This is a genomic window from Myxococcus sp. AB025B (assembly GCF_006518215.1).
In the GTDB taxonomy this organism is placed as follows: Bacteria; Myxococcota; Myxococcia; order Myxococcales; family Myxococcaceae; genus Myxococcus; species Myxococcus fulvus.
In genome coordinates, this window is sequence record NZ_SRLW01000064.1 from 1 (window position 1) to 19,238 (window position 19,238).

The 19,238-nt window shown below is 69.3% G+C and carries 17 protein-coding genes; 7 read left to right on the forward strand and 10 right to left on the reverse strand.

Features of this window, described 5'->3' with window-relative positions; translation table 11 throughout:
• Nucleotides 1-145 precede the first annotated feature (145 nt).
• The 3 genes from FL311_RS13275 (at nucleotide 146) to FL311_RS13285 (ending at nucleotide 3,743) form a co-directional block, all read left to right on the forward strand.
• Nucleotides 146-961 (forward strand): lipopolysaccharide assembly protein LapB, encoded by an 816-nt coding sequence (locus FL311_RS13275; protein WP_141325470.1) that lies wholly within the window; start codon nucleotides 146-148, stop codon nucleotides 959-961.
• Nucleotides 962-964: 3 nt separating this feature from the next.
• Entirely contained in the window at nucleotides 965-2,389 is a 1,425-nt protein-coding gene (locus FL311_RS13280) for a hemolysin family protein (RefSeq protein ID WP_141325472.1), read from the forward strand.
• A gap of 112 nt (nucleotides 2,390-2,501) precedes the next feature.
• Nucleotides 2,502-3,743 (forward strand): ATP-binding protein, encoded by a 1,242-nt coding sequence (locus tag FL311_RS13285; RefSeq protein WP_194869182.1) that lies wholly within the window; start codon nucleotides 2,502-2,504, stop codon nucleotides 3,741-3,743.
• 11 nt (nucleotides 3,744-3,754) lie between these two features.
• Here FL311_RS13285 and FL311_RS13290 read toward each other — a convergent pair whose 3' ends face one another.
• The gene (locus tag FL311_RS13290) at nucleotides 3,755-4,465 is read right to left on the reverse strand and encodes a hypothetical protein (RefSeq protein WP_228556847.1); all 711 of its coding nucleotides are present in this window, start codon (nucleotides 4,463-4,465) and stop codon (nucleotides 3,755-3,757) included.
• A 338-nt stretch (nucleotides 4,466-4,803) separates the two neighbouring features.
• Here FL311_RS13290 and smc point away from each other — a divergent pair, with 338 nt between their 5' ends.
• Complete coding sequence (gene smc / locus FL311_RS13295; protein ID WP_141325478.1) at nucleotides 4,804-8,403, forward strand: chromosome segregation protein SMC; 3,600 nt, start codon at nucleotides 4,804-4,806, stop codon at nucleotides 8,401-8,403.
• Between the two features lie 128 nt (nucleotides 8,404-8,531).
• Here smc and FL311_RS13300 read toward each other — a convergent pair whose 3' ends face one another.
• The 6 genes from FL311_RS13300 to groES form a co-directional block, all read right to left on the reverse strand.
• Nucleotides 8,532-9,740, reverse strand: coding sequence for a hypothetical protein (locus tag FL311_RS13300; RefSeq protein ID WP_141325480.1), 1,209 nt, complete (start codon nucleotides 9,738-9,740; stop codon nucleotides 8,532-8,534).
• A 38-nt stretch (nucleotides 9,741-9,778) separates the two neighbouring features.
• Complete coding sequence (locus FL311_RS13305; protein WP_046718241.1) at nucleotides 9,779-11,164, reverse strand: sigma 54-dependent Fis family transcriptional regulator; 1,386 nt, start codon at nucleotides 11,162-11,164, stop codon at nucleotides 9,779-9,781.
• Nucleotides 11,165-11,766: 602 nt separating this feature from the next.
• The gene (locus FL311_RS13310) at nucleotides 11,767-12,183 is read right to left on the reverse strand and encodes a hypothetical protein (RefSeq protein ID WP_141325482.1); all 417 of its coding nucleotides are present in this window, start codon (nucleotides 12,181-12,183) and stop codon (nucleotides 11,767-11,769) included.
• Between the two features lie 100 nt (nucleotides 12,184-12,283).
• The gene (grxC, locus tag FL311_RS13315; protein WP_141325484.1) at nucleotides 12,284-12,541 is read right to left on the reverse strand and encodes a glutaredoxin 3; all 258 of its coding nucleotides are present in this window, start codon (nucleotides 12,539-12,541) and stop codon (nucleotides 12,284-12,286) included.
• A gap of 148 nt (nucleotides 12,542-12,689) precedes the next feature.
• Nucleotides 12,690-14,333 carry a chaperonin GroEL gene (gene groL / locus FL311_RS13320; protein ID WP_141325486.1) on the reverse strand — a complete coding sequence of 548 codons (1,644 nt, stop codon included), beginning with the start codon at nucleotides 14,331-14,333 and terminating at the stop codon, nucleotides 12,690-12,692.
• 36 nt (nucleotides 14,334-14,369) lie between these two features.
• Nucleotides 14,370-14,660 (reverse strand): co-chaperone GroES, encoded by a 291-nt coding sequence (groES, locus tag FL311_RS13325; RefSeq protein WP_013941457.1) that lies wholly within the window; start codon nucleotides 14,658-14,660, stop codon nucleotides 14,370-14,372.
• Between the two features lie 415 nt (nucleotides 14,661-15,075).
• Between groES and FL311_RS13330 the strand changes: the two genes are divergently transcribed.
• Genes FL311_RS13330 through FL311_RS13340 form a run of 3 tightly spaced genes read left to right on the forward strand, consistent with a single transcriptional unit; the run spans nucleotide 15,076 to nucleotide 16,860 of the window.
• Nucleotides 15,076-15,675, forward strand: coding sequence for a hypothetical protein (locus FL311_RS13330; RefSeq protein ID WP_194869183.1), 600 nt, complete (start codon nucleotides 15,076-15,078; stop codon nucleotides 15,673-15,675).
• Between the two features lie 18 nt (nucleotides 15,676-15,693).
• Complete coding sequence (locus FL311_RS13335) at nucleotides 15,694-16,335, forward strand: hypothetical protein (protein ID WP_141325489.1); 642 nt, start codon at nucleotides 15,694-15,696, stop codon at nucleotides 16,333-16,335.
• 45 nt (nucleotides 16,336-16,380) lie between these two features.
• Nucleotides 16,381-16,860, forward strand: a complete 480-nt coding sequence (locus FL311_RS13340) for an NUDIX hydrolase (RefSeq protein WP_141325491.1) — start codon at nucleotides 16,381-16,383, stop codon at nucleotides 16,858-16,860.
• Between the two features lie 12 nt (nucleotides 16,861-16,872).
• On the opposite strand, the gene rpoZ is transcribed toward FL311_RS13340, so the two are convergent.
• The 3 genes from rpoZ to pgm form a co-directional block, all read right to left on the reverse strand.
• Nucleotides 16,873-17,109 (reverse strand): DNA-directed RNA polymerase subunit omega, encoded by a 237-nt coding sequence (gene rpoZ, locus FL311_RS13345; protein WP_141325494.1) that lies wholly within the window; start codon nucleotides 17,107-17,109, stop codon nucleotides 16,873-16,875.
• A gap of 120 nt (nucleotides 17,110-17,229) precedes the next feature.
• Nucleotides 17,230-17,580 carry a DoxX family protein gene (locus FL311_RS13350; protein ID WP_141325495.1) on the reverse strand — a complete coding sequence of 117 codons (351 nt, stop codon included), beginning with the start codon at nucleotides 17,578-17,580 and terminating at the stop codon, nucleotides 17,230-17,232.
• Complete coding sequence (gene pgm / locus FL311_RS13355; RefSeq protein ID WP_141325497.1) at nucleotides 17,577-19,214, reverse strand: phosphoglucomutase (alpha-D-glucose-1,6-bisphosphate-dependent); 1,638 nt, start codon at nucleotides 19,212-19,214, stop codon at nucleotides 17,577-17,579. Before pgm ends, FL311_RS13350 begins: the two co-directional genes overlap by 4 nt.
• Nucleotides 19,215-19,238: the final 24 nt, after the last annotated feature.

A 19,238-nucleotide genomic window follows, 5' to 3' on the forward strand; every position in this document is an offset into this window, starting at 1 on the left:
GAGGGGTGGGGTCCACCGTCACCGGGACGGGGCGAGGATGACAGGCGGAGAACAGGAGGAGCAGCAGGGCGGCGTGGCGCATGGACGGAGGGAAACTCTACCTTGCACCCGTGTTTGCGCGGCGCGTAGATTGCCCCGCGCTCTCATGGCCCGGGAAAAGGACAACATCGCGCTCTCCGACGAGCACAACACTCGCGGAATCGAGCTGGCGGACCGGGGTTGGCTGGACGAGGCCATCAAGGAGTTCAAGAAGGCCATCGAGCTGGACCCCAGCTCGGCCCACGCCCACGACAACCTGGCCACCGTCTACGCGGAGAAGAAGCTCTTCCGCGAGGCGCTCACCGAGTACCTCACCGCCCTGAGGCTGGAGCCGGAGAGCGCCACGGCGCACTACAACCTGGCCTGCTTCCTCTCCACGCACGCGGGGGAGATGGCGGTGGAGGAGTACAAGGAGGCCATCGAGCTGGACCCCGAGTACCCGGACGCGCACCTCAACCTGGGCCTCACGTACGCGGACCAGGGCCGGGTCGAGGAGGCGATGCGCGAGCTGCAGGCGGCCATCGAGCTGGATCCGCAGGACGCGTTCCCCCGGCACGAGCTGGCGGCGCTGATGATGGACGAGGGCGACTACCGCTCCGCCATCACGCTGCTCAAGGACGTGGTGCGGCTGGAGCCGGACAACTTCGAGGCCCAGCTGGATTTGGGCATCTGCTACGCGCAGAAGGGCTTCTACGCGGAGGCCGAGCGCGCGTACGAGCGGGCCCGGGCGCTCAACGCCGAGGATCTGCTGCTCAACTACAACCTGTCCGCGCTGTACGCCCTGTGGGGGCGACCGAAGGACGCGGTGACGTACCTGAAGTCGGCGCTCACGGCGGACCGGCAGAAGGTGATGGGGTGGCTGTCGACGGACCCCATGTTCGACGCCCTCAAGGGCGACACCGACTTCGAAGCCTTGTTCTGAGCCATGGGCATGGAATGGGTGTTCCTGGGGCTGGCGATCCTCCTGGTCTTCGCCAACGGCTTCTTCGTGGCGACCGAGTTCGCCATCGTGAAGATTCGCGCTACGCGGCTGCAGGCGCTGGTGGACGAGGGCCAGCCGGGCTCCACGCAGGCGCTGAAGATGGTGGAGCAGCTGGACGCGTACCTGTCCGCCACCCAGTTCGGAATCACGCTGGCGTCGCTGGGGCTGGGCTGGCTGGGTGAGCCCGCCTTCGCGAAGCTGTTGGAGCCGGTGCTGACGCGGGTGGTGCCCGAGGGCGCGAGCCCCACGGTGGCGCACACCGCGTCGGTGGTCATCGCCTTCAGCATCATCACGTTCCTGCACATCGTGCTGGGGGAGCTGGCGCCCAAGAGCCTGGCCATCCAGCGCGCGGAGGCGACGACGCTCGCGGTGGCGCTGCCGATGCGGGCCTTCTACCTGCTGTTCTACCCGGCCATCGTCCTGCTCAACGGGCTGGCGGCGTGGGTGCTGCGGGTGGTGGGGCTGCAGTCGGTGGGCGAGGCGCACGAGGCGCACAGCGAGGACGAGCTGCTCGTCATCCTCCACAGCTCCGCGCAGGCGGGGGCCATCACGACGGCGCGCGCGGAGCTGCTCGAGCGCGCGCTGGAGATGGCGCAGAAGACGGCGCGGCAGGTGATGGTGCCGCGCAACCAGGTGAAGTTCCTGGACGTGGAGGAGCCGCTGGAGAAGTGCATCGCGGACGCGCGCGCCGCGGGGCACACGTGGCTGCCGGTGTGTCGGGGCAACCTGGACGAGGTCGAGGGCGTGGTGAACGCCAAGGACCTCTTCTTCCTGCTGTCGCGCGGTGAGCTGCGCAGCCTGGCGCAGGTGCAGCGGCCGGTGCTGTTCATCCCGGAGAACGCGACGCTGGAGCAGCTGCTCGCGGAGTTCCGGCGCCGGCGCCGTCAGACGGCGCTGGTGGTGGACGAGCACGGCGGCACGTCGGGCCTGGTCACCATCGCGGACGTGGTGGCGGAGGTGGTGGGCGACGTGGCGGAGCTGGGCCGGCGGGTGGAGGAGGTGCGCTCGCTGCCCGGTGGACGCTTCGAGCTGCCCGGCACGGCGCAGCTGGATGATTTGGAGGAGCGGCTGGACGTCAGCTTCGACCTGGACGAGGACGAAGAGGGCGAGGTGACGACGATTGCCGGCTTCCTGATGTCGAAGCTGGGGCGGGTGCCGGAGAAGGGCGACGCGCTGCGGCTCGACATGTGGCGCATCCTCGTGGAGGAGGTGGACGGGCCCCGCGTGGTGCGCGTGGTGGTGGAGCCCCAGTCCCGCGCCGCGCCCAGGACACCCGCGGATGGCTCCGCGCCGGCGACGTCGACGGACGGCTCCCCGGGTGAGCCTCCCCCGACGGCTTCGTCGGGCTCGGGTGGCGAGTCCGCCTGACAACGTGAGACGTGCTTGTATGGACGTTCTGGGTGAGGGAGCACCAAGCGTCAGAAACGCCAGGGATGATTCGCTAGGTCAGACCGAGTCCCGCCCGTTCAAGAGGAATGTGATGACGCCTGTGTCCCCACCGACGAGGGTCGAACTGCCTGATCCGGCGCCGCTATTGCGTTGGTTGGCGCACGACCCCGTAGGGCTCCCGCTCGGCTCTGTCGACCCCATCGAGATGTGGGGTCTGGTGGCGCTCGCGGCGCTTGCGAGGATGGACGGGGCGACTCCGCTGCGTGTGACGCTCGACTCCAACTCGCGCTCATGTCAGTTCGCGCGAGCGGTAGGGTTCGAGGATGTCCTTTCCACGACGGGGCAACTCGCCACCGCGCCTGCGGAGCAGGGCCGTACCGTCAAGCTCACTCGCATCCGCAGGCAGGACTCGACGGAGCCTCCCTCCGACAAAGTCTCTCGACTGCTGGTTCCCGACAGCCGCTTCGAGGACACCCGCCGCACGCTGTACTACGTACTGAACGAGCTGCTGAGGAACATCGTCCAGCACAGCCATGACCCCCTGGGAGGTGTTGTCGGGGCGCAGCTCAACCGGGGCGGACGCAATGCTGCGCAGCCCATGGTCCAGGTTGCGGTCGCCGATGCGGGAATCGGGATTCCCCAGAGCCTCGTGGGCCGACACCCGAGCCTCGTGGATGCCGGAGCCGCGCTGGAGAAGTCGCTGTGGCCTCATATCTCCAGCGCGTTCGACGAGGGAGAGACTGGCAGCGCCCAGAACGCTGGCATGGGCCTGTTCTTCATCTCGGAGATGACCAAGCTGGTCGGTGGTCGCCTGCTCATCGCGACGCGGGGGGTCACCCTGACGCTGCAGGGGGATGAGAACTTCGAAGACCCCCACGGCATCCAGCACGTCCTGAGAGACGTGGGGTTCCCTGGGACGTTGGTTGCGTTCGAAATGCCAGCGGAGGCGGAGCAGGACTACGACGGCATGATCGAGACGATTCGTCAGCGCGCCAAGGACCGTACGCCAAGGCGGGCGGTCCACAAGTGGCTCACGTTCGATGCGCCTCCACCCCAGAGCTTGCGGGTCATTGTCCGCTCTACGGGTGTGGAGGACGCGAGGGCGGCTCAGCGCTACTCGGAGGATGTCCTCCTCCCCAGGCTCATCAAGCGGCAGCCCGTCGCGCTGGACTTTGTTGGCATCCCGACGTGCACGCAGAGCTACGTGCACGCCTTGCTCTACGAGGCCCTCCGCCTTGCTTGGGCGCGCAAGACGCCCATCTACGTCCTCAACGCTCAGCCCGCGGTGCGCAGTACGTTGGAGCTCCTGGAGAACTACGCCCTGGGCGGGTAGCTCCAGAGCGCTCAGGGCGCGGACGTGCCCTTCTTGTCGGCCGCGGCCTTCTTCACGGGCCGCTTCTCCTTGCCGGAGGACTTGGCCTGTGCGGGCTGGGGCCTTTCAACCTTGAGCAGCTCCAGATCCGTGCTCTCCGGCGTAGCGAACTTGATGATGCCCACGCCCGGCGCGAACCAGATGTAGCTCTCCATGGAGCGCCCCTCGGATCCGGGGCGGCTGGCGCGCGCGGTGACGATGTTCTTCACCTTCAGGGCCTTGAACGTCCCGGCCGCGACGGTGACCTCCTCCTCGCCCACCACCGTGGACTCCTTGTCGAACGTGGTCGCGATGATGGGGCGGATGCCGCCCGTCTTGCCCACCGGCGGCTGGAGCTTCACCGACAGGCTGTTCTTCCAGGTGCCACCCAGCACCATGCTCGACGGCGCGGGCACGGCCACGCCCTCGGAGCTCACCACCTGGACATCCATGCCGGACGCCGACAGCAACGTACCCTCCAGGCCACCCAGGCCCGTGCTCATGCCCAGGCTGCTACAGGTTGCATCCGTCTCGCCCTGTCGGCCCTTGAGCTTCACGGCGACCTTGCCGGTGAGGCCCTCCGGCGTCGGCGTCACGCCGTGCGTGCTCAGCACCATCTGCGAGGACCTGCCCGCCCGGTAGGTGAGCGTCAGCCCCTCCTCGAGGGGGAAATACGGGTTGGGGCAGGGAGCGACCGCCTCCACCGCGTGAGTGTCAGACCGGGGTGCTACCTCCGGCGTAGGAGACGCTCCCATGAGGAGCGTCATGGCGAGAAAGGGCTGGAACGTAGGCAACCTCCAGAAAAGTCAATGGGAAGGTAGGGTGGGGCGCCCAGGGTGCAAGTCCGAGAGAGGACCCTGCTGGCCGACTCCTGTCCGACCGAAGGGCAAGCAGCCGAACGTATGGCCACGCGTGGCATGGTCACGCTTGATCGCCTGGGAGGCGGCTGGTAGTCCTCGGAGAAATCGTTCCGAGGCCGATTTCTAGGCCTCGCGCTCACTTTTCACTCAGTACCTCGCGCGTCTCCCGGGAGCCCGCTGGCATGCGTATCAAGCGGTTGGACATCACTGGCTTCAAGTCCTTCATGGAGCGCAGCGTCTTCACGTTCGACGAAGGCGTCACCGGCATCGTCGGCCCCAACGGCTGCGGCAAGTCGAACGTCGTGGACGCCATCCGCTGGGTGATGGGGGAGCAGAGCGCGAAGAACCTCCGTGGCCGTGGCATGGAGGACGTCATCTTCAACGGCTCGGAGAACAAGCCGCCCCTGTCCATGGCGGAGGTGTCGCTGACCTTCCTGGTGGACGACACGGACCAACTCGCGCCCCAGTACCAGGGCTTCTCGGAGATCACCGTCACGCGGCGCCTGTTCCGCAACGGGGACTCGGAGTACCTCATCAACAAGACGCTGTGCCGCCTGCTCGACATCACCGAGCTGTTCCTGGGCACGGGCGTGGGCACCAAGGCCTACTCCATCATCGAGCAGGGCCGCGTGGGCCTCATCGTCTCCAGCAAGCCGGAGGACCGCCGGCACCTCTTGGAGGAGGCCGCGGGCGTCACCAAGTACAAGGCGCGCCGCAAGGCCGCCGAGCGGAAGATGGAGGCCACCGAGGCCAACCTCCTGCGCGTCACCGACATCACCAGCGAGCTGGAGAAGCGGCTGGACGCGCTGTCGCGTCAGGCGAAGAAGGCGGAGAAGTACAAGAAGCTCAAGGCGCGCATGCGGGACATCGACCTGCACGCGGCCAGTCACCGCCACCTGGAGCTGCTCGCGGAGAAGCAGGTCCTCCAGTCGCGCCTGGCCAACCTGGGCACCGAGGAGCGCGACAGCCTGGACCGCGTGAAGGAGCTGGAGGAGACCATCGCCCGGCGCCGCGCGGAGCTGGACGCGGAGGCCGCGGCGCTCCAGGCCTTGGCCGCCGAGGTGCACGCGCTGGAGAGCTCGCTGCAGCGCGACACGCAGGACTTGTCCTACGGCAAGCGCGACCTGGAGGAGACGCAGGCCCGCGTGGCCCAGGCCCGCACGGAGCTGGACGGGCTGCTCGCCCGGCAAGCGGAGATGTCCGAGGCCATGGCCGCGCGCGAGGCCGAGCTGTCCGGCATCGCCGGCTCGTGGAAGGAGGACGAGGTGGCGATGCAGGTGGCGCAGGAGGAGCTGCGCCGCGTCACCCAGCTGCAGACGGAAGTGGCCCTGCGGCTCGAGCAGGAGCGCGCGGGCCTGGTCGCCGTGGCCACGCGGCTGGCCAACCACGAGAGCAACCTGGTGGGCCTGGCCCGTCAGCGCACGGACCTGGAGGGCCGCCGCGCCAGGCTGCAGGCGGAGCTGGCGGCGCTGCGCGAGCAGGAGACGCAGCTGGAGACGGCGCGCGGTGAGGTGGCGAGGCGGGTGGAGGACACCCGGCACCTGGCCGCGGAGCTGGCCGAGCACAAGGCGCAGGAGGAGGACGCCCTGTCGCGCACGCGCGCGGCCTTCACGGAGAACGAAATCCAGGTCATCGCGCTGCGCGAGGAGCTGAGCGACAAGCGCAGCCGCCTGTCGTCCCTGGAGGACATCCAGAAGAACTACGACGGGTTCGACCGCGGCGTGCGCGCCGTCATGGTGCGCGCGGGCACGGTGGCCCGGGAGCAGGGCATCTTCGGCCTCGTGGCGGACGTGCTCACGGTGACGCCGCGCTATGAGCGCGCGGTGGAGGCCGCCCTGGGTGAGCGGCTCCAGCACGTCATCGTCGAGAGCCGCGACAAGGGCGTGGAGCTGGTGGAGTACCTCAAGGGCCACGCGGAGGGCCGGGGCAGCTTCCTGCCCGTGCCCGCGCTGGACACCCTGCCGCCCGTGGAGGCGCCGGACTTCGAGCGCCCGGGTGTGCTGGCGCACGCGCTGGGCGAGGTGACGTGCGAGGAGGCGCTGCAGCCCGTGGTGCGGCTGCTCCTCGGTGACGTCGTCATCGTCCAGGACCTGGCGGCGGCGCGCGCTTACTCGGAGGCCGGCGGCCCGGCGCGCACGCTCGTCACGCAGGACGGCGAGGTGTTCCGGCAGGACGGCACCATCGTCGGCGGTGAGCGCGAGGGCGCGGCGGTGGGTGCGCTCCAGAAGAAGCGCGAAATCGCGGAGCTGGCCACCGAGGTGGCCCGGGTGGAGGAGCGCTACAACGAAATCCTCACCCGGCACTACACGCTCCAGAAGCAGATGGGTCACACCGAGGGCGTCCTCAAGGGGCTGGCCAAGAACCAGCACGCCGAGGAGGTGAACCTCGCCAGCCAGGAGAAGGACCTGCACAAGGCGGGTGAGGACCTGGCGCGCGTGCGCGAGCGGGTGCGCTCCCTGGAGCAGGAGGACGGGCAGCTGGGGCAGAGCCACATGGCGCTGGCCCACGAGGAGGAGGCCAGCCGGGGCGAGGTGGCCCACGGCCAGACGGACCGCGAGGCCCGCGAGGAGCGCGTCAAGCAGCTCGCCGGCGAGCAGGAGTCCCTGCGCCAGCGCGCGGAGGCCGCCAACGCGGACCTGACGGGCCTGCGCATCAAGGTGGCCGCCGGCAGCGAGCGCGGCGAGTCCGCGCGCAAGGAGCTGGACAGCCTGGTCACCCAGCGCCGGGAGATGGAGACGCGCGTGGCGCGCCTGCAGGCGACCCTGGCCGAGGGCGGCGCGCGCACGGAGGAGCTGGGCCGGCGCACCACGGAGACCGAGGCGGGGCTGGCCCAGCGCGTGGAGGAGCACCGCGTCGCCGCGGAGGGCCTGGAGTCCCGGCGCGCCGCGCACCTGCTCGCCTCCAGCGAGGTGCGTGAGCAGGACGCCCAGTTCCGCGAGCTGCGCGGCCGGGTGGAGGAGCTGATGCAGGGGCTGTCGCAGATTTCGCTGCGCGAGCGCGAGATTGCCCTGGAGCTGGAGCACCTGTCGGCCGGCATCCGCGAGCGCCACCAGGTGGACCTGGCGCTGGAGCTGCACCGCTACCACCTGCTGCCGTCGCTGACGCCGGAGACGGAGGCCGAGCTGAAGGATTTGCGCGCCCAGGTGGAGAAGATGGGGGAGATCAACCTCACCGCCATCGACGAGCACGCGGAGCTCTCCAAGCGCTTCGACTTCCTCACCGCGCAGAAGAAGGACCTGCAGTCCTCCATGGAGCAGCTCAAGGAGGCCATCCAGCGCATCGACGCGACCAGCCGCGAGCGCTTCAAGCAGACCTTCGACGTGGTGAACGAGAAGTTCCAGGCCATCTTCCCGCGCCTGTTCGGCGGTGGCCGCGCCAGCCTGGTGCTCACCAACGACGGGCCCAACGGCGAGCCGGGCGTGGAGATCGTCGCGCAGCCGCCGGGCAAGAAGCTCCAGAGCGTCAACCTGCTCTCCGGTGGCGAGAAGGCCCTCACCGCCGTGGGCCTCATCTTCGGCATCTTCCTCATCAAGCCCACGCCCTTCTGCCTCCTGGACGAGGTCGACGCGCCGCTGGATGAGGGCAACGTGGGCCGCTACAACGACATGGTGAAGGAGATGAGCCGCCAGTCGCAGTTCATCCTCATTACCCACAACAAGCGCACCATGGAGGTCTCCAACACCCTCTACGGCGTCACCATGGAGGAGCCGGGCATCTCCAAGCTGGTCAGCGTGAAGATTCGCGAGGCCAACGCGGCCAACGACGACAAGATCAGCGCGTAGTCGCGCGGGGCCGGGGGGATTCCTCCCGGCCTTCCTGCTGGCGGCGGCACACAGGCCAGGAACACGGAAGGCGCGGGCCCCGACTCTCGGGAACCCGCGCCTTCGTGCGTTTCAGGCGGTGCCTGGGGCTACTTCTTGTAGCTCTTCTTCGGGCAGGCCTTCTGGTCCGCCTCGACGCGGGCCTGGGCGGTGCTCAGGTCCTTCTGGGTGTTGGTGAGGGCCGTCTGGCTGGCCGTCTCCACCGGCGTCCAACCCTCGGCGTCGGTCGTCTTCAGCTCCTGCACCAGCGCCACGGAGGCCTGGTCCACGACCTGCTGGGCCTCCAGCGCCTTCACCCAGCCCTGCGCGGCCTCGACCAGGCTGTTGCACTTGCCGGACAGCTCGTCGAAGAGCTTGTAGTCCTTGGTCTTCTGGTACTTGGCCACCACGGCCTCGAAGGCCTCGGCCGCCGCGGCGCGGGCGCCGAACGCGATGGCCGCGTCCGCCGCGCGCTGGTTGCGGACGACCTCCAGCTGGAAGAAGCGCAGCTGCGGGGGCAGCGAGGACGTCGCCTCGGTGGCGTTGGAGTTGAAGTGCACGAAGCGGTGCGGGTAGGTGAGCTTGTCGGTGGACACCTTCGCGGGCACCGCGAGCACCTTCGTCTTGAGGCACGCGGCCAGCTGGTCACCCTCGGTGCTGCCAGAGGCGTCGAACGTCACCTCGGCCGTGGGCTGCCCCTTGACGAGCGTCACGTGCGACGTCAGCACGGGCGGCGTCGCGCCCTTGTAGCCCGCGTAGCAGTCACACCACTCCTGCTGGGCCAGGCGCACCGCGCCGGAGAAGTCCGAGCCGTCGTTCGTCCCGAACTTCACCGACGCGCTGCTGCCGGTGTCATGCTCGAAGGTCGCGGTGGACTCGACGGCCGCGGCGCCCTTGGCGAGCAGCTTCGGCTTGACGAGCTTGTCCACCACGCCCTGGATGCACTCCTGGCCGGTGGGGGTGAGGTTGTCACCGCTGATGGCGTGCGTGGCGCTGGTGTCCGTCACGGTGGTCTTCACCGTCACGACGGTCTTCTCGGCGGGGCCCCGGTTGCTGGGGCTCACCAGACACTCGAGCACCTCCGGACGGGTGGTGAGCATGGCGCCCACGAGCACGCCCTGGTTGGACGGGGGCAGGTCCAGCTCGCGCGGGAAGCAGCTGGCCACGTCGAAGGCGGGCTGGTTGCCGATGCGCACGCGCTCCTCGGTGCTCACGGGCTTGCCGCCATTGCCATTGGCCGCCGCATCCTCTGCGGGCTTCTGCTGACCGGCGCAAGCGGCGGTGAAGACGACGGAGGCTACGACGAGACGACGCAACATGCGGTTGTTCTCCCTGGGGTAGGACTGCGAGGGGGCACTCACTTCTCCAGGCCCTCGGCGTTCTTGAGGTCCTTGAGGCGAAGCCCGTTCTTCTTGAGCAGGCGGTAGAGGCTCTGCATGGACAACCCGGTGCGCTGCTCGGCGGCCTTCATGTCGAAGCCCACCGTGCGCATCACCTCGGCGAAATACAAACGCTCGAAGTCGGCCAGCACCCGGTCCTTGGCCTCGTGGTACGGCATGCCGGTGACGAGCGTGGCCACCTGCGTGCTGGGCGGCTGCCCGTCCGGGCGGCGCGAGGGCTGGGCCAAAAAGTCCAGCCAGCTGGTGTTGCCCGTCTCCTCCATGAGCGCGCCGCGCTCGAGCACGTTGCGCAGCTCGCGCACGTTGCCCGGCCAGTCATAGCCCTCGAAGAGCGCCAGCGTCTGGGGCGTGAGCGACACGCTGGCCCGCAGCGTCTGGGACAGGGCCTGCGCGAGCGACGGCAAGTCCTCCCGGCGCGTGCGCAGCGGCGGCAGGCGCACGCGCGCCACGGCCAGGCGGAAGTAGAGGTCCGCGCGGAAGCGGCCCTGGCGCACGTCCTCCTCCAGGTTGCGGTGCGTGGAGGCGATGACGCGCACGTCCACCGGCACCGGCTGCCCGTCCAGCGACGGCACCTCGCGCGCGTCCAGCACGCGCAAGAGCTTGCCCTGCACCAGCAGCGGCAGCTCGCCCACCTCGTCCAGGAAGAGCGTGCCTCCGCGGGCGGCCTCGAAGACGCCTCGGGCCTCCTTGTCCTCCGGGTCGCTCGCGCGCAGGCCGCCGAACAGCTCGCGCTCCGCCTTCTCCTCGGAGATGAGGTTGCAGTCGACGACCTTGAAGGGGCCGTGACGCCGCGACGAGTGCTGGTGCACCGCCCTGGCCGCCAGCTCCTTGCCCGTGCCCGTCTCACCCTCGATGAGCAGGCTCATGTCCTCGCGGGCCACGCGGCGCAGCTCCGTGAAGACCCAGCGCATCTTCTCCGACGTGCCCACCAGCGCGCCGAAGGACTCCGCCCCGGCCAGCTCCACCTCCGTGGGCTTGGCGGCCACCTTCACCGCGAGCTTCGTCTTGCCCAGCTCCACCTTGTCGCCGCGCCCCAGGTACGCCTGGAGCACCTGCCGGCCGTCGAGGAAGGTGCCGTTGCGGCTGCCGGTGTCGCGCAGCAAGAGGCCCCGGGGCGTGCGCTCCACCTCCAGGTGACGGCGGCTCACCGTGGTGTCGGTCAGCACCAGGTCGCTCGCGGGGTCCGAGCCCACGCGCACCAGGCCATCCTGGGTGGTCACCTTCTTTCCCTTGTCGGGGCCCGACACCACCTCCACGGTCCACTCGTGAATGGGGATGCGCGTCGTGCGGCCTTCGTCCTTGTCCGTCTGGGTGGTCTGGGTGACCTCGGGCCTGGGTTCCATCATGGGTCCTCTTTAGGTGCGAGGGGACCGGGCGGGCAAGCCCGACGCACCGTCTGCGCGCCCCCACTTCGCGGGGGCAACAAGAGTGGAAGATTCTTCCCGGAAGGCAGCTGTAAGCGCGCCTCCTGCGAGAAGGAAAACCCGGGCATCGCGGCCCGGGACAATGGGAAACGTCGAGGGGGGACGCTTCAAGGCGAGGGAGGGTTCCGCGCGCGTGTGCAGCCTGAGCGCGGCCTCGCGGGTGGGCTTCGGGAGGACGCGTCGAGGGGCGGCGCCTGGAGCCACAGACGCTCCAGTCAGGGGTCGGCGGTGAGTGTCCACCAGGACACGTTCACCGCCGGTCGCGCGCCAGGACGCGTCGGGCTCACGGCGCGCGGCCTCGTCCAGCGCGTGCCCGGAAAGGCCTGCGGGAGGAGAGGTCTCGACGTCGTGGGTCCGAGGGCCCCGTCCGGAAGACACGGCACGGCCGGCGCGCCGCCACATGGGCAGGCGCGCCGACTCGCATCGTCCGGGGAGGGAAGGGCCGTTCCTGAAACTCACGGCCGGCATCCAATGCGAACGCCTCGCGCGAATCCAGTGCTCACGCGAGGCCCTACCTCACTTCAGTACGTCGCCGGCGAGTCGCTGGCCGGGAAGGACTCCTTCGACAGCTCGTCGACGAGGTCGTCGGACGCGCTGCCGCCGGACTTCACGCCCGCATTCACGGGAGCACCGGCTCGCGGCGTCTTGCTGGAAGCACTGGACTTGCTGGAGCCGGACGCGCGCTTCTTGCCAGGCTCCGCGGCGGGCTTCTCCACGGACGAAAGGCGCGAGCCCAGCAGGTTCTTCGCCCGCTCGGCCAGGTGGCGCTGCTCGTCCTGCCAGTCGCGGAAGAACTGCGCCAATTCCGGGTCGCCCGCCTGCTCGGCGTCGCGGATGAACTGCTCGGCCGTCGAGGCGCCCTTGAGCAGGTGGTACAGCGTGCTGATGACGTTGTAGTGCGCGTCCCGGGTCCCCGTCTGCCGCTCTTCACCTGCCATGTCCGCCTCCCGAGAAAGGGTGGTGTGCCATGGGGGAAAGCTAGCCACGGGGGCGGTGGGCGGCCCCAGGTGGGGCGCCCGCCCGCCTGCTTGCACCCGGTCAGGCTTGCAGCATGGGGTCCAGCTTGCCTTCCTTGTCGAGCTGGGCCAGGTCCGAGTAGCCGCCGACGTGCGTGTCGCCGATGAAGATTTGCGGCACGGTGCGCTGGCCGCCGCTCATCTCCACGAGCCTGGCTCGCGTGTCGTCGTCTCCGGTGACGTCCAGCTCCTGGAAGTCAACGCCCTTGCGCTTGAGCAGGTCCTTCGCGCGGACGCAAAAGCCACAGTAGTTCGTGGTGTAGATCTTCACGGGCTTCACGGTGTCTCCTCCTTCATTCCCAAACCTAAGGGCGTGGCCTGCCCCGCGCCACCCGGGGCATGAAAGCACGACGGCCCCCGGCTCCCTGAAGAGGAACCGGAGGCCGTCTTCGACAGCAGTCACCCCGGCCGGAGCCGGGGTGGGGGCATCACATCCCCATGCCGCCCATGCCGCCCATGCCGCCCATGCCACCGGCGCCGGCGGGAGCGTCCTTCTCCTCCTTCGGACGCTCGGCCACCATCGCCTCGGTGGTGAGCATCAGGGAGGCCACGGACGCGGAGTTCTGCAGCGCCGTGCGGCTCACCTTGGCCGGGTCGATGACGCCCGCGGCCAGCAGGTCCTCGTACGCGCCCGTCGCGGCGTTGAAGCCGAACGCGCCCGTGCCTTCCTTGACCTTGTTGACGATGACGCTGCCCTCGAGGCCGCCGTTGCCGACGATCTGGCGCAGGGGCTCCTCGACGGCGCGGCGGATGATGTCCACGCCGAACTTCTCACCCTCGGCGAACGTCTGACCCTCCAGCGCCTTGAGGCACCGGATGTAGGCCACGCCGCCGCCGGGAACCACGCCCTCCTCGACGGCCGCGCGGGTCGCGTTGAGCGCGTCCTCCACGCGGGCCTTCTTCTCCTTCATCTCCGTCTCGGTGGCCGCGCCGACGTTGATGACGGCCACGCCGCCCACGAGCTTCGCCAGGCGCTCCTGGAGCTTCTCGCGGTCGTAGTCGCTGGTGGTCTCCTCGATCTGCGCGCGGATCTGCTTCACGCGCGCGTTGATCTCCTGCTCGCTGCCCGCGCCGTCGACGACGGTGGTGTTGTCCTTGTCGACGGTGATGCGCTTGGCGCGGCCCAGGTCCTTGAGCTCCAGGGTGTCCAGCTTGATGCCCAGGTCCTCGGCGATCATCCGGCCGCCCGTCAGGGTGGCGATGTCCTCGAGGATGGCCTTGCGGCGGTCGCCGAAGCCCGGCGCCTTCACCGCGCACACGTTCAGCACGCCGCGGATCTTGTTGACCACCAGCGTGGCCAGCGCCTCACCCTCGACCTCCTCGGCGATGATGAGCAGCGGCTTACCCGCGCGCGCCACCTGCTCCAGGATGGGGAGCAGGTCCTTCATGGGGGAGATCTTCTTCTCGTGGATGAGGATGAGCGCGTCGTTGAGCACCGCCTCCATCCGCTCCGGGTCCGTCACGAAGTACGGGGAGAGGTAGCCGCGGTCGAACTGCATGCCCTCGACCACGTCCAGCGTGGTCTCCAGGCCCTTGGCCTCCTCCACCGTGATGACGCCCTCCTTGCCGACCTTCTCCATCGCGTCCGCGATGATCTGGCCGATGGTGGCGTCGCCGTTGGCGGAGATGGTGCCGACCTGGGCGATCTCCTTCTTGTCCTTCGTCGGCTTGGCCAGCTTCTTCAGCTCGCCCACGATGACCGACACGGCCTTGTCGATGCCGCGCTTGATGTCCATCGGGTTGTGGCCCGCGGCCACCAGCTTCGCGCCCTCGCGGAAGATGGCCTGCGCCAGCACGGTGGCCGTCGTGGTGCCGTCACCGGCCACGTCGGAGGTCTTGGACGCGACCTCCTTGACCATCTGCGCGCCCATGTTCTCGAACTTGTTCTCCAGTTCGATTTCCTTCGCCACCGTCACACCGTCCTTGGTGATGGTGGGCGAGCCGAAGCTCTTCTCGATGACGACGTTGCGGCCCTTGGGGCCCAGGGTCACCTTGACCGCGTCGGCCAGGATGTTGACGCCACGGAGGATGGCCTCACGGGCGCGCACGTCGAAAAGCAGGTCCTTCGCCATGATGGGGATTCCTTGAGTGAAGGGGTGGGGGCGGGATTACTTCTCGATGACGCCGAGCACATCCTCCTCACGGAGGATGAGGTGCTCCTCGCCGTCGAGCTTGATCTCGGTCCCGGCGTACTTGCTGAAGAGGATGGTGTCGCCGGCCTTGATGTCCAGGGGACGCACCTTGCCGTCCTCCTGCACCTTGCCGTTGCCGACCGCGACGACCTTGCCCTCGAGGGGCTTCTCCTTCGCCGTGTCCGGGATGAAGAGGCCGCCCTTGGTCTTGTTCTCCTCGGCGACCCGCTTGACGATGAGCCGATCCTGCAGGGGACGAATCTTCATGGTCTGCTCCTTGATGGGGCGCCCTCCGTCCGGGGACTCCGGGCGGCTTGGGGCGCCGCTGGGGGTTGAAAAAGGGCCGTGACGACCCGCGGCATTAGCACTCCGACCTCGCGAGTGCTAACGCCTAGGCGCGGCGGATAATAACCAGGGACGATGACCCGTCAAGCGACGCGGGACGCTCGGGCCGTGAGCTGCCAACTGCCCGGCATTGCTGTCTTTTTCTCCTCCCGTTGCGTCCGTGACAGGTAGAGCCCGTCCCCATGCCCGCACGGCTCGGATTGGCACTCGGACGTCACGAGTGCTAGCGCAAGTGCCTGGAATCATTGACGGGCGCTTTTGCGACGCGGAGGGTCGATTGCTACCGTTCCCCTATTCCCGCAGGCCACGCGGGCCGGGCGGGGGGAAGGGAGTGTCGATGAGTCAACTGGTGGCGTCCCTGTCGTTGAAGGAGTTCTTCAAATCGCTCCTGGACGAGGTCACCTCGCGGCAGCGGGTGATGCTGGAAGAGGTGACGGAGTTCTACCTGGTGAACCTGCTGGCGGAGTTCGCCAGCACCGACAACCTGTTCGACCGCCAGGAGGACGGCCGCCGCGCGCGGGAGCCCCTGGCGGTGCTCTACCACCAGGCCCTCCAGCAGGAGCGTGAGGCGCGCATCAAGACGCTGCGGCGGCTGGGCGACGTCTCGCTCTACACCGTGGGGTTCTTCTCCGGCGCGCTGCAGGGCGGGGTGGTGGGCCCCGACTACTACATCCAGATGGGCGGCACCGCGTACGGCCAGGTGGCGGACCTGTCGCCCCGTGCGGGCTTCGCGGGGGTGTACCGGGAGCTGCGCGACAAGTTCCGGGCGGTGGCGGAGGTCCTGGAGGAGATCGCCGCGCGGGGCATGGTGCAGGCGGGGCCCAGCGGGGCGCTCAGGGTCTACGAGACGTGGGCGCGCACGGGCAGCGACCGGCTGGAGCGGGTCCTGGTGGACGCGGGGATGATGCCGGCGCCCAAGGGCCAGCTCCCCAACTGACGCGAGGGAGGTCGCCACATGATTGGCCGCGTTCAGGACCACCTGGAGGCCATCTACGGCTTCACGTGCGAGGCACGGGCGGAGACCTTCGTGGTGGACACGGAGGCCGCCGCCCGGCTGGGCGCCACCGGGCGCAGCGACGAGGAGCTGCTGGTCCACGAAGTCGACGACGCGCTGGAGCTGGCGCTGTACCTGTCCCCGGCGCTCCTGGACCGGCTCAAGCCCTACGAGGCCGGGCCCCTGGGGTACGTGCTGGACGGGGACCTGGCCGGCTACTGCCAGGTGGCCGAGGGCGTCAGCCACTTCCTCTACATGGCCCACACCGCGGCGCACGGGCGCACGGTGTCGCTGCTGGAGCTGGAGGCCCAGGCGGAGGTGGACAAGTTCGCCGTGTGCCTCCTGCACCGCTGGGGCGAGGGCGTGGGGGCCTGGGCGCAGGAGCTGCTCACGCGGCTGTTCGACCGGGTGTCCTACCGGGACAGGCTGTCCTCCCAGGAGCGCTGGCGGTACGAGGAGGCCAACCGGCTGTCCCGGCGGTTCTGCTCGCGGATGATGACGCACGTGGCCGGACGGCGGCTGGAGCGGCTCCTGTCGGACCTGCGGTACGCCTACCGGCTGGGGGCGGAGGCGAAGCTGAGCCACTTCGCCCATGGAGGCTGACTCCGAGCCCCCATGTCCCGCCGCCATCGGTTAGGGTAGGTGGGCATGCCACGCGAGGCGTCCGCAGGCGGGATTGTCATCCGGGAGAGTGACGGCACCTGGGAGGTGGTCGTCATCCGTCCGCATGGCCGTCCCCTGTGGGCGCTGCCCAAGGGGCACGTGGACCCGGGCGAGACGCCGGAGCAGACGGCGAGCCGCGAGGTGCACGAGGAGACGGGCCTCACCGCCGCGCTGGTCGCACCGCTGGGCGAGATCCGCTACGTCTACCAGTTCCGGGGACAGCGCATCTTCAAGCGCGTCCACTTCTTCCTCTTCCGTTACCAGGAAGGCGCGCTGGGGCCGCTGCCGGGGCCGCGCGTGGAGGTGGACGAGGTGAGATGGGTGCCGGTGGGACAGCTGGTGCCCCTGCTCGGCTACAAGGGCGAGAAGGCCGTGGCCGCGCGCGCCGTGCGGTGGATGCGCGCCCAGGGCCTGTTGCCCGAGGCCCCTTCCCCGGCCGTGGGGCCCGAGGGGAAGGGAACCTAGAGGGACGTCGGACTACTTGGCGGTGTCGGCGGTGTACTTGCCGGACAGCGCCTCGCGCACGTCACGGTCGAACTTCACGCGACCGGTGGCCACCTCGCGCAGCGACAGCACGGGGGGCTTGTTCTTGGACTGCTCGATGATGGGGCGGGCGCCGGCCATCAGCTGACGCGCGCGCTTCGCACCGAGCAGCACCAGCGCGAACCGGTTGTCGACGAGGGGGAGGCAGTCTTCGACTGTGACGCGAGCCATGGAACGTCCTTCGGAATTTCGGTGGGGCTACCTGAGAACACTGAAACCTAAAGAGCACCCCGGGGGGAGTCAAGGAAGGACGTACCCCCAGGGCCGCCGGGCGGACAGGCGCTTCGTGGATCAGGTGTACCACCAGGCCCAGAGGATGAGGACGCCCTGCAAGGGGAGCCTCGCCCAGAGGGCGGCCTTGGGAATCTTCCGGAAGCGCTCCGGCTCGCGCGCCATCTGGACGTTGGCGGGGAAGACGGCGATGAACAGCGCGATGAGCCCCCAGGCGGACACCACCCGGGTGGCGGGGATGAGCAGCCCCACCCCCAAGAGCACCTCCGCCACCCCGCTCCAGAAGACGAGCGGGCCGTGCCAGGGCAGGTACGGCGGCATCATCCGCACGTAGGCGCGCGGATGGACGAAGTGGTTGATGCCGCCGGCCACCATGAAGAGGGCCAGCACGTACATCAGGACGGTCTTCACGCTCCGGCGAAGGCCTGGGCGACGATGGCGCGGGCCTCCTCGAGGATGGCGTTCAGGTGGGCCTCGTCGCGGAAGCTCTCCGCGTAGATCTTGTACACGTCCTCGGTGCCCGAGGGCCGCGCGGCGAACCAGCCGTTCTGGGCCACGACCTTGAGTCCGCCGATGTCCGCGTCGTTGCCGGGCGCGCGGGTGAGGCGCTGGAGGATGGGCTCGCCGGCCAGACTCTGCGCCTTCACCGCGTCCGGGGAGAGCTTCTTGAGCACCGCCTTCTGCGCGGGCGTGGCCGCCTGGTCGATGCGCGCGTAGTAGGGCGTGCCGAAGCGCGCGGCCAGGTCCTGGTAGTGCTCGCCCGGGTCCTTGCCGGTGCGCGCCAATATCTCCACCGCGAGCAGGTCCAGCAGCATGCCGTCCTTGTCCGTGGTCCACACCGTGCCGTCGCGGCGCAGGAAGGACGCGCCCGCGCTCTCCTCGCCGCCGAAGCCCAGCGTGCCCGCGAGCAGCCCGTCCACGAACCACTTGAAGCCCACCGGCACCTCGACGACGCGGCGGTGGAGGCTTTGCGCCACCCGGTCGATGAGCCCGCTGGACACCAGCGTCTTGCCCACCGCGGTGCCGGCCTTCCAGCCGGGGCGGTTCTGGAACAGGTAGTGGATGGCCACCGCCAGGTAGTGGTTGGGGTTCATCAGCCCCAGCGAGCGCGTGACGATGCCGTGCCGGTCCGAGTCCGCGTCGTTGCCGAAGGCCAGGTCATACTGGTCCTTGAGCTTCACCAGGTTGGCCATGGCGTACGGCGACGAGCAGTCCATTCGAATCTTGCCGTCGTGGTCCACCGGCATGAACCGGAACGTCGGGTCCACGGTGGGGTTCACCACCGTCAGATTCAGCCCGTAGCGCGTGGCGATGGGCTCCCAGTACGCCACGTTGGAGCCGCCGAGCGGGTCCGCGCCAATCTTCAGCTTCGCGCCCTGGATGGCCTCCATGTCGACGACGGAGCCCAGGTCCTCGACGTACGGCGTGATGAAGTCGTGCGGCTTCACGGTGGGCGCCGTGCGCGCCCGCTCGTACGGCGTGCGCTGGACGCCGCGGTTGTCCTCGCCCAGCAGCGCGTTGGCGCGGCGCTCGATGAGCGCGGTGACGTTCGTGTCCGCGGGGCCGCCGTTGGGCGGGTTGTACTTGATGCCGCCGTCCTCGGGCGGGTTGTGGGACGGGGTGATGACGATGCCGTCGGCGAGCCCCGTGGTGCGCCCCTTGTTGAACGTGAGGATGGCGTGGGAGATGACCGGCGTGGGCGTGGCGCCGTCGGTGAAGCGCACCTGCACGCCGTTGGCGGCCAGCACCTCCAGCGCCGTCTGTTGCGCGGGGGCGGAGAGCGCGTGGGTGTCCATGCCCAGGTACAGCGGGCCGTCGATGCCCTGCTGCTGGCGGTACTCGCAGAGCGCCTGCGTCACCGCGACGATGTGCGCCTCGTTGAAGCTGGTGCGGGCCGACGAGCCACGGTGTCCCGAGGTGCCGAAGGCCACGCGCTGCTCGGGGACGCCCACGTCGGGCTTCTCCGCGTAGTAGCGCGCGCGCAGCTTCTCGGGGTCGATGAGGAGGTCTTCGGGCGGGAGCTTTCCGGCGAGAGGATGGGCCATGTCGGCCGCACCATAGGCCCGCGG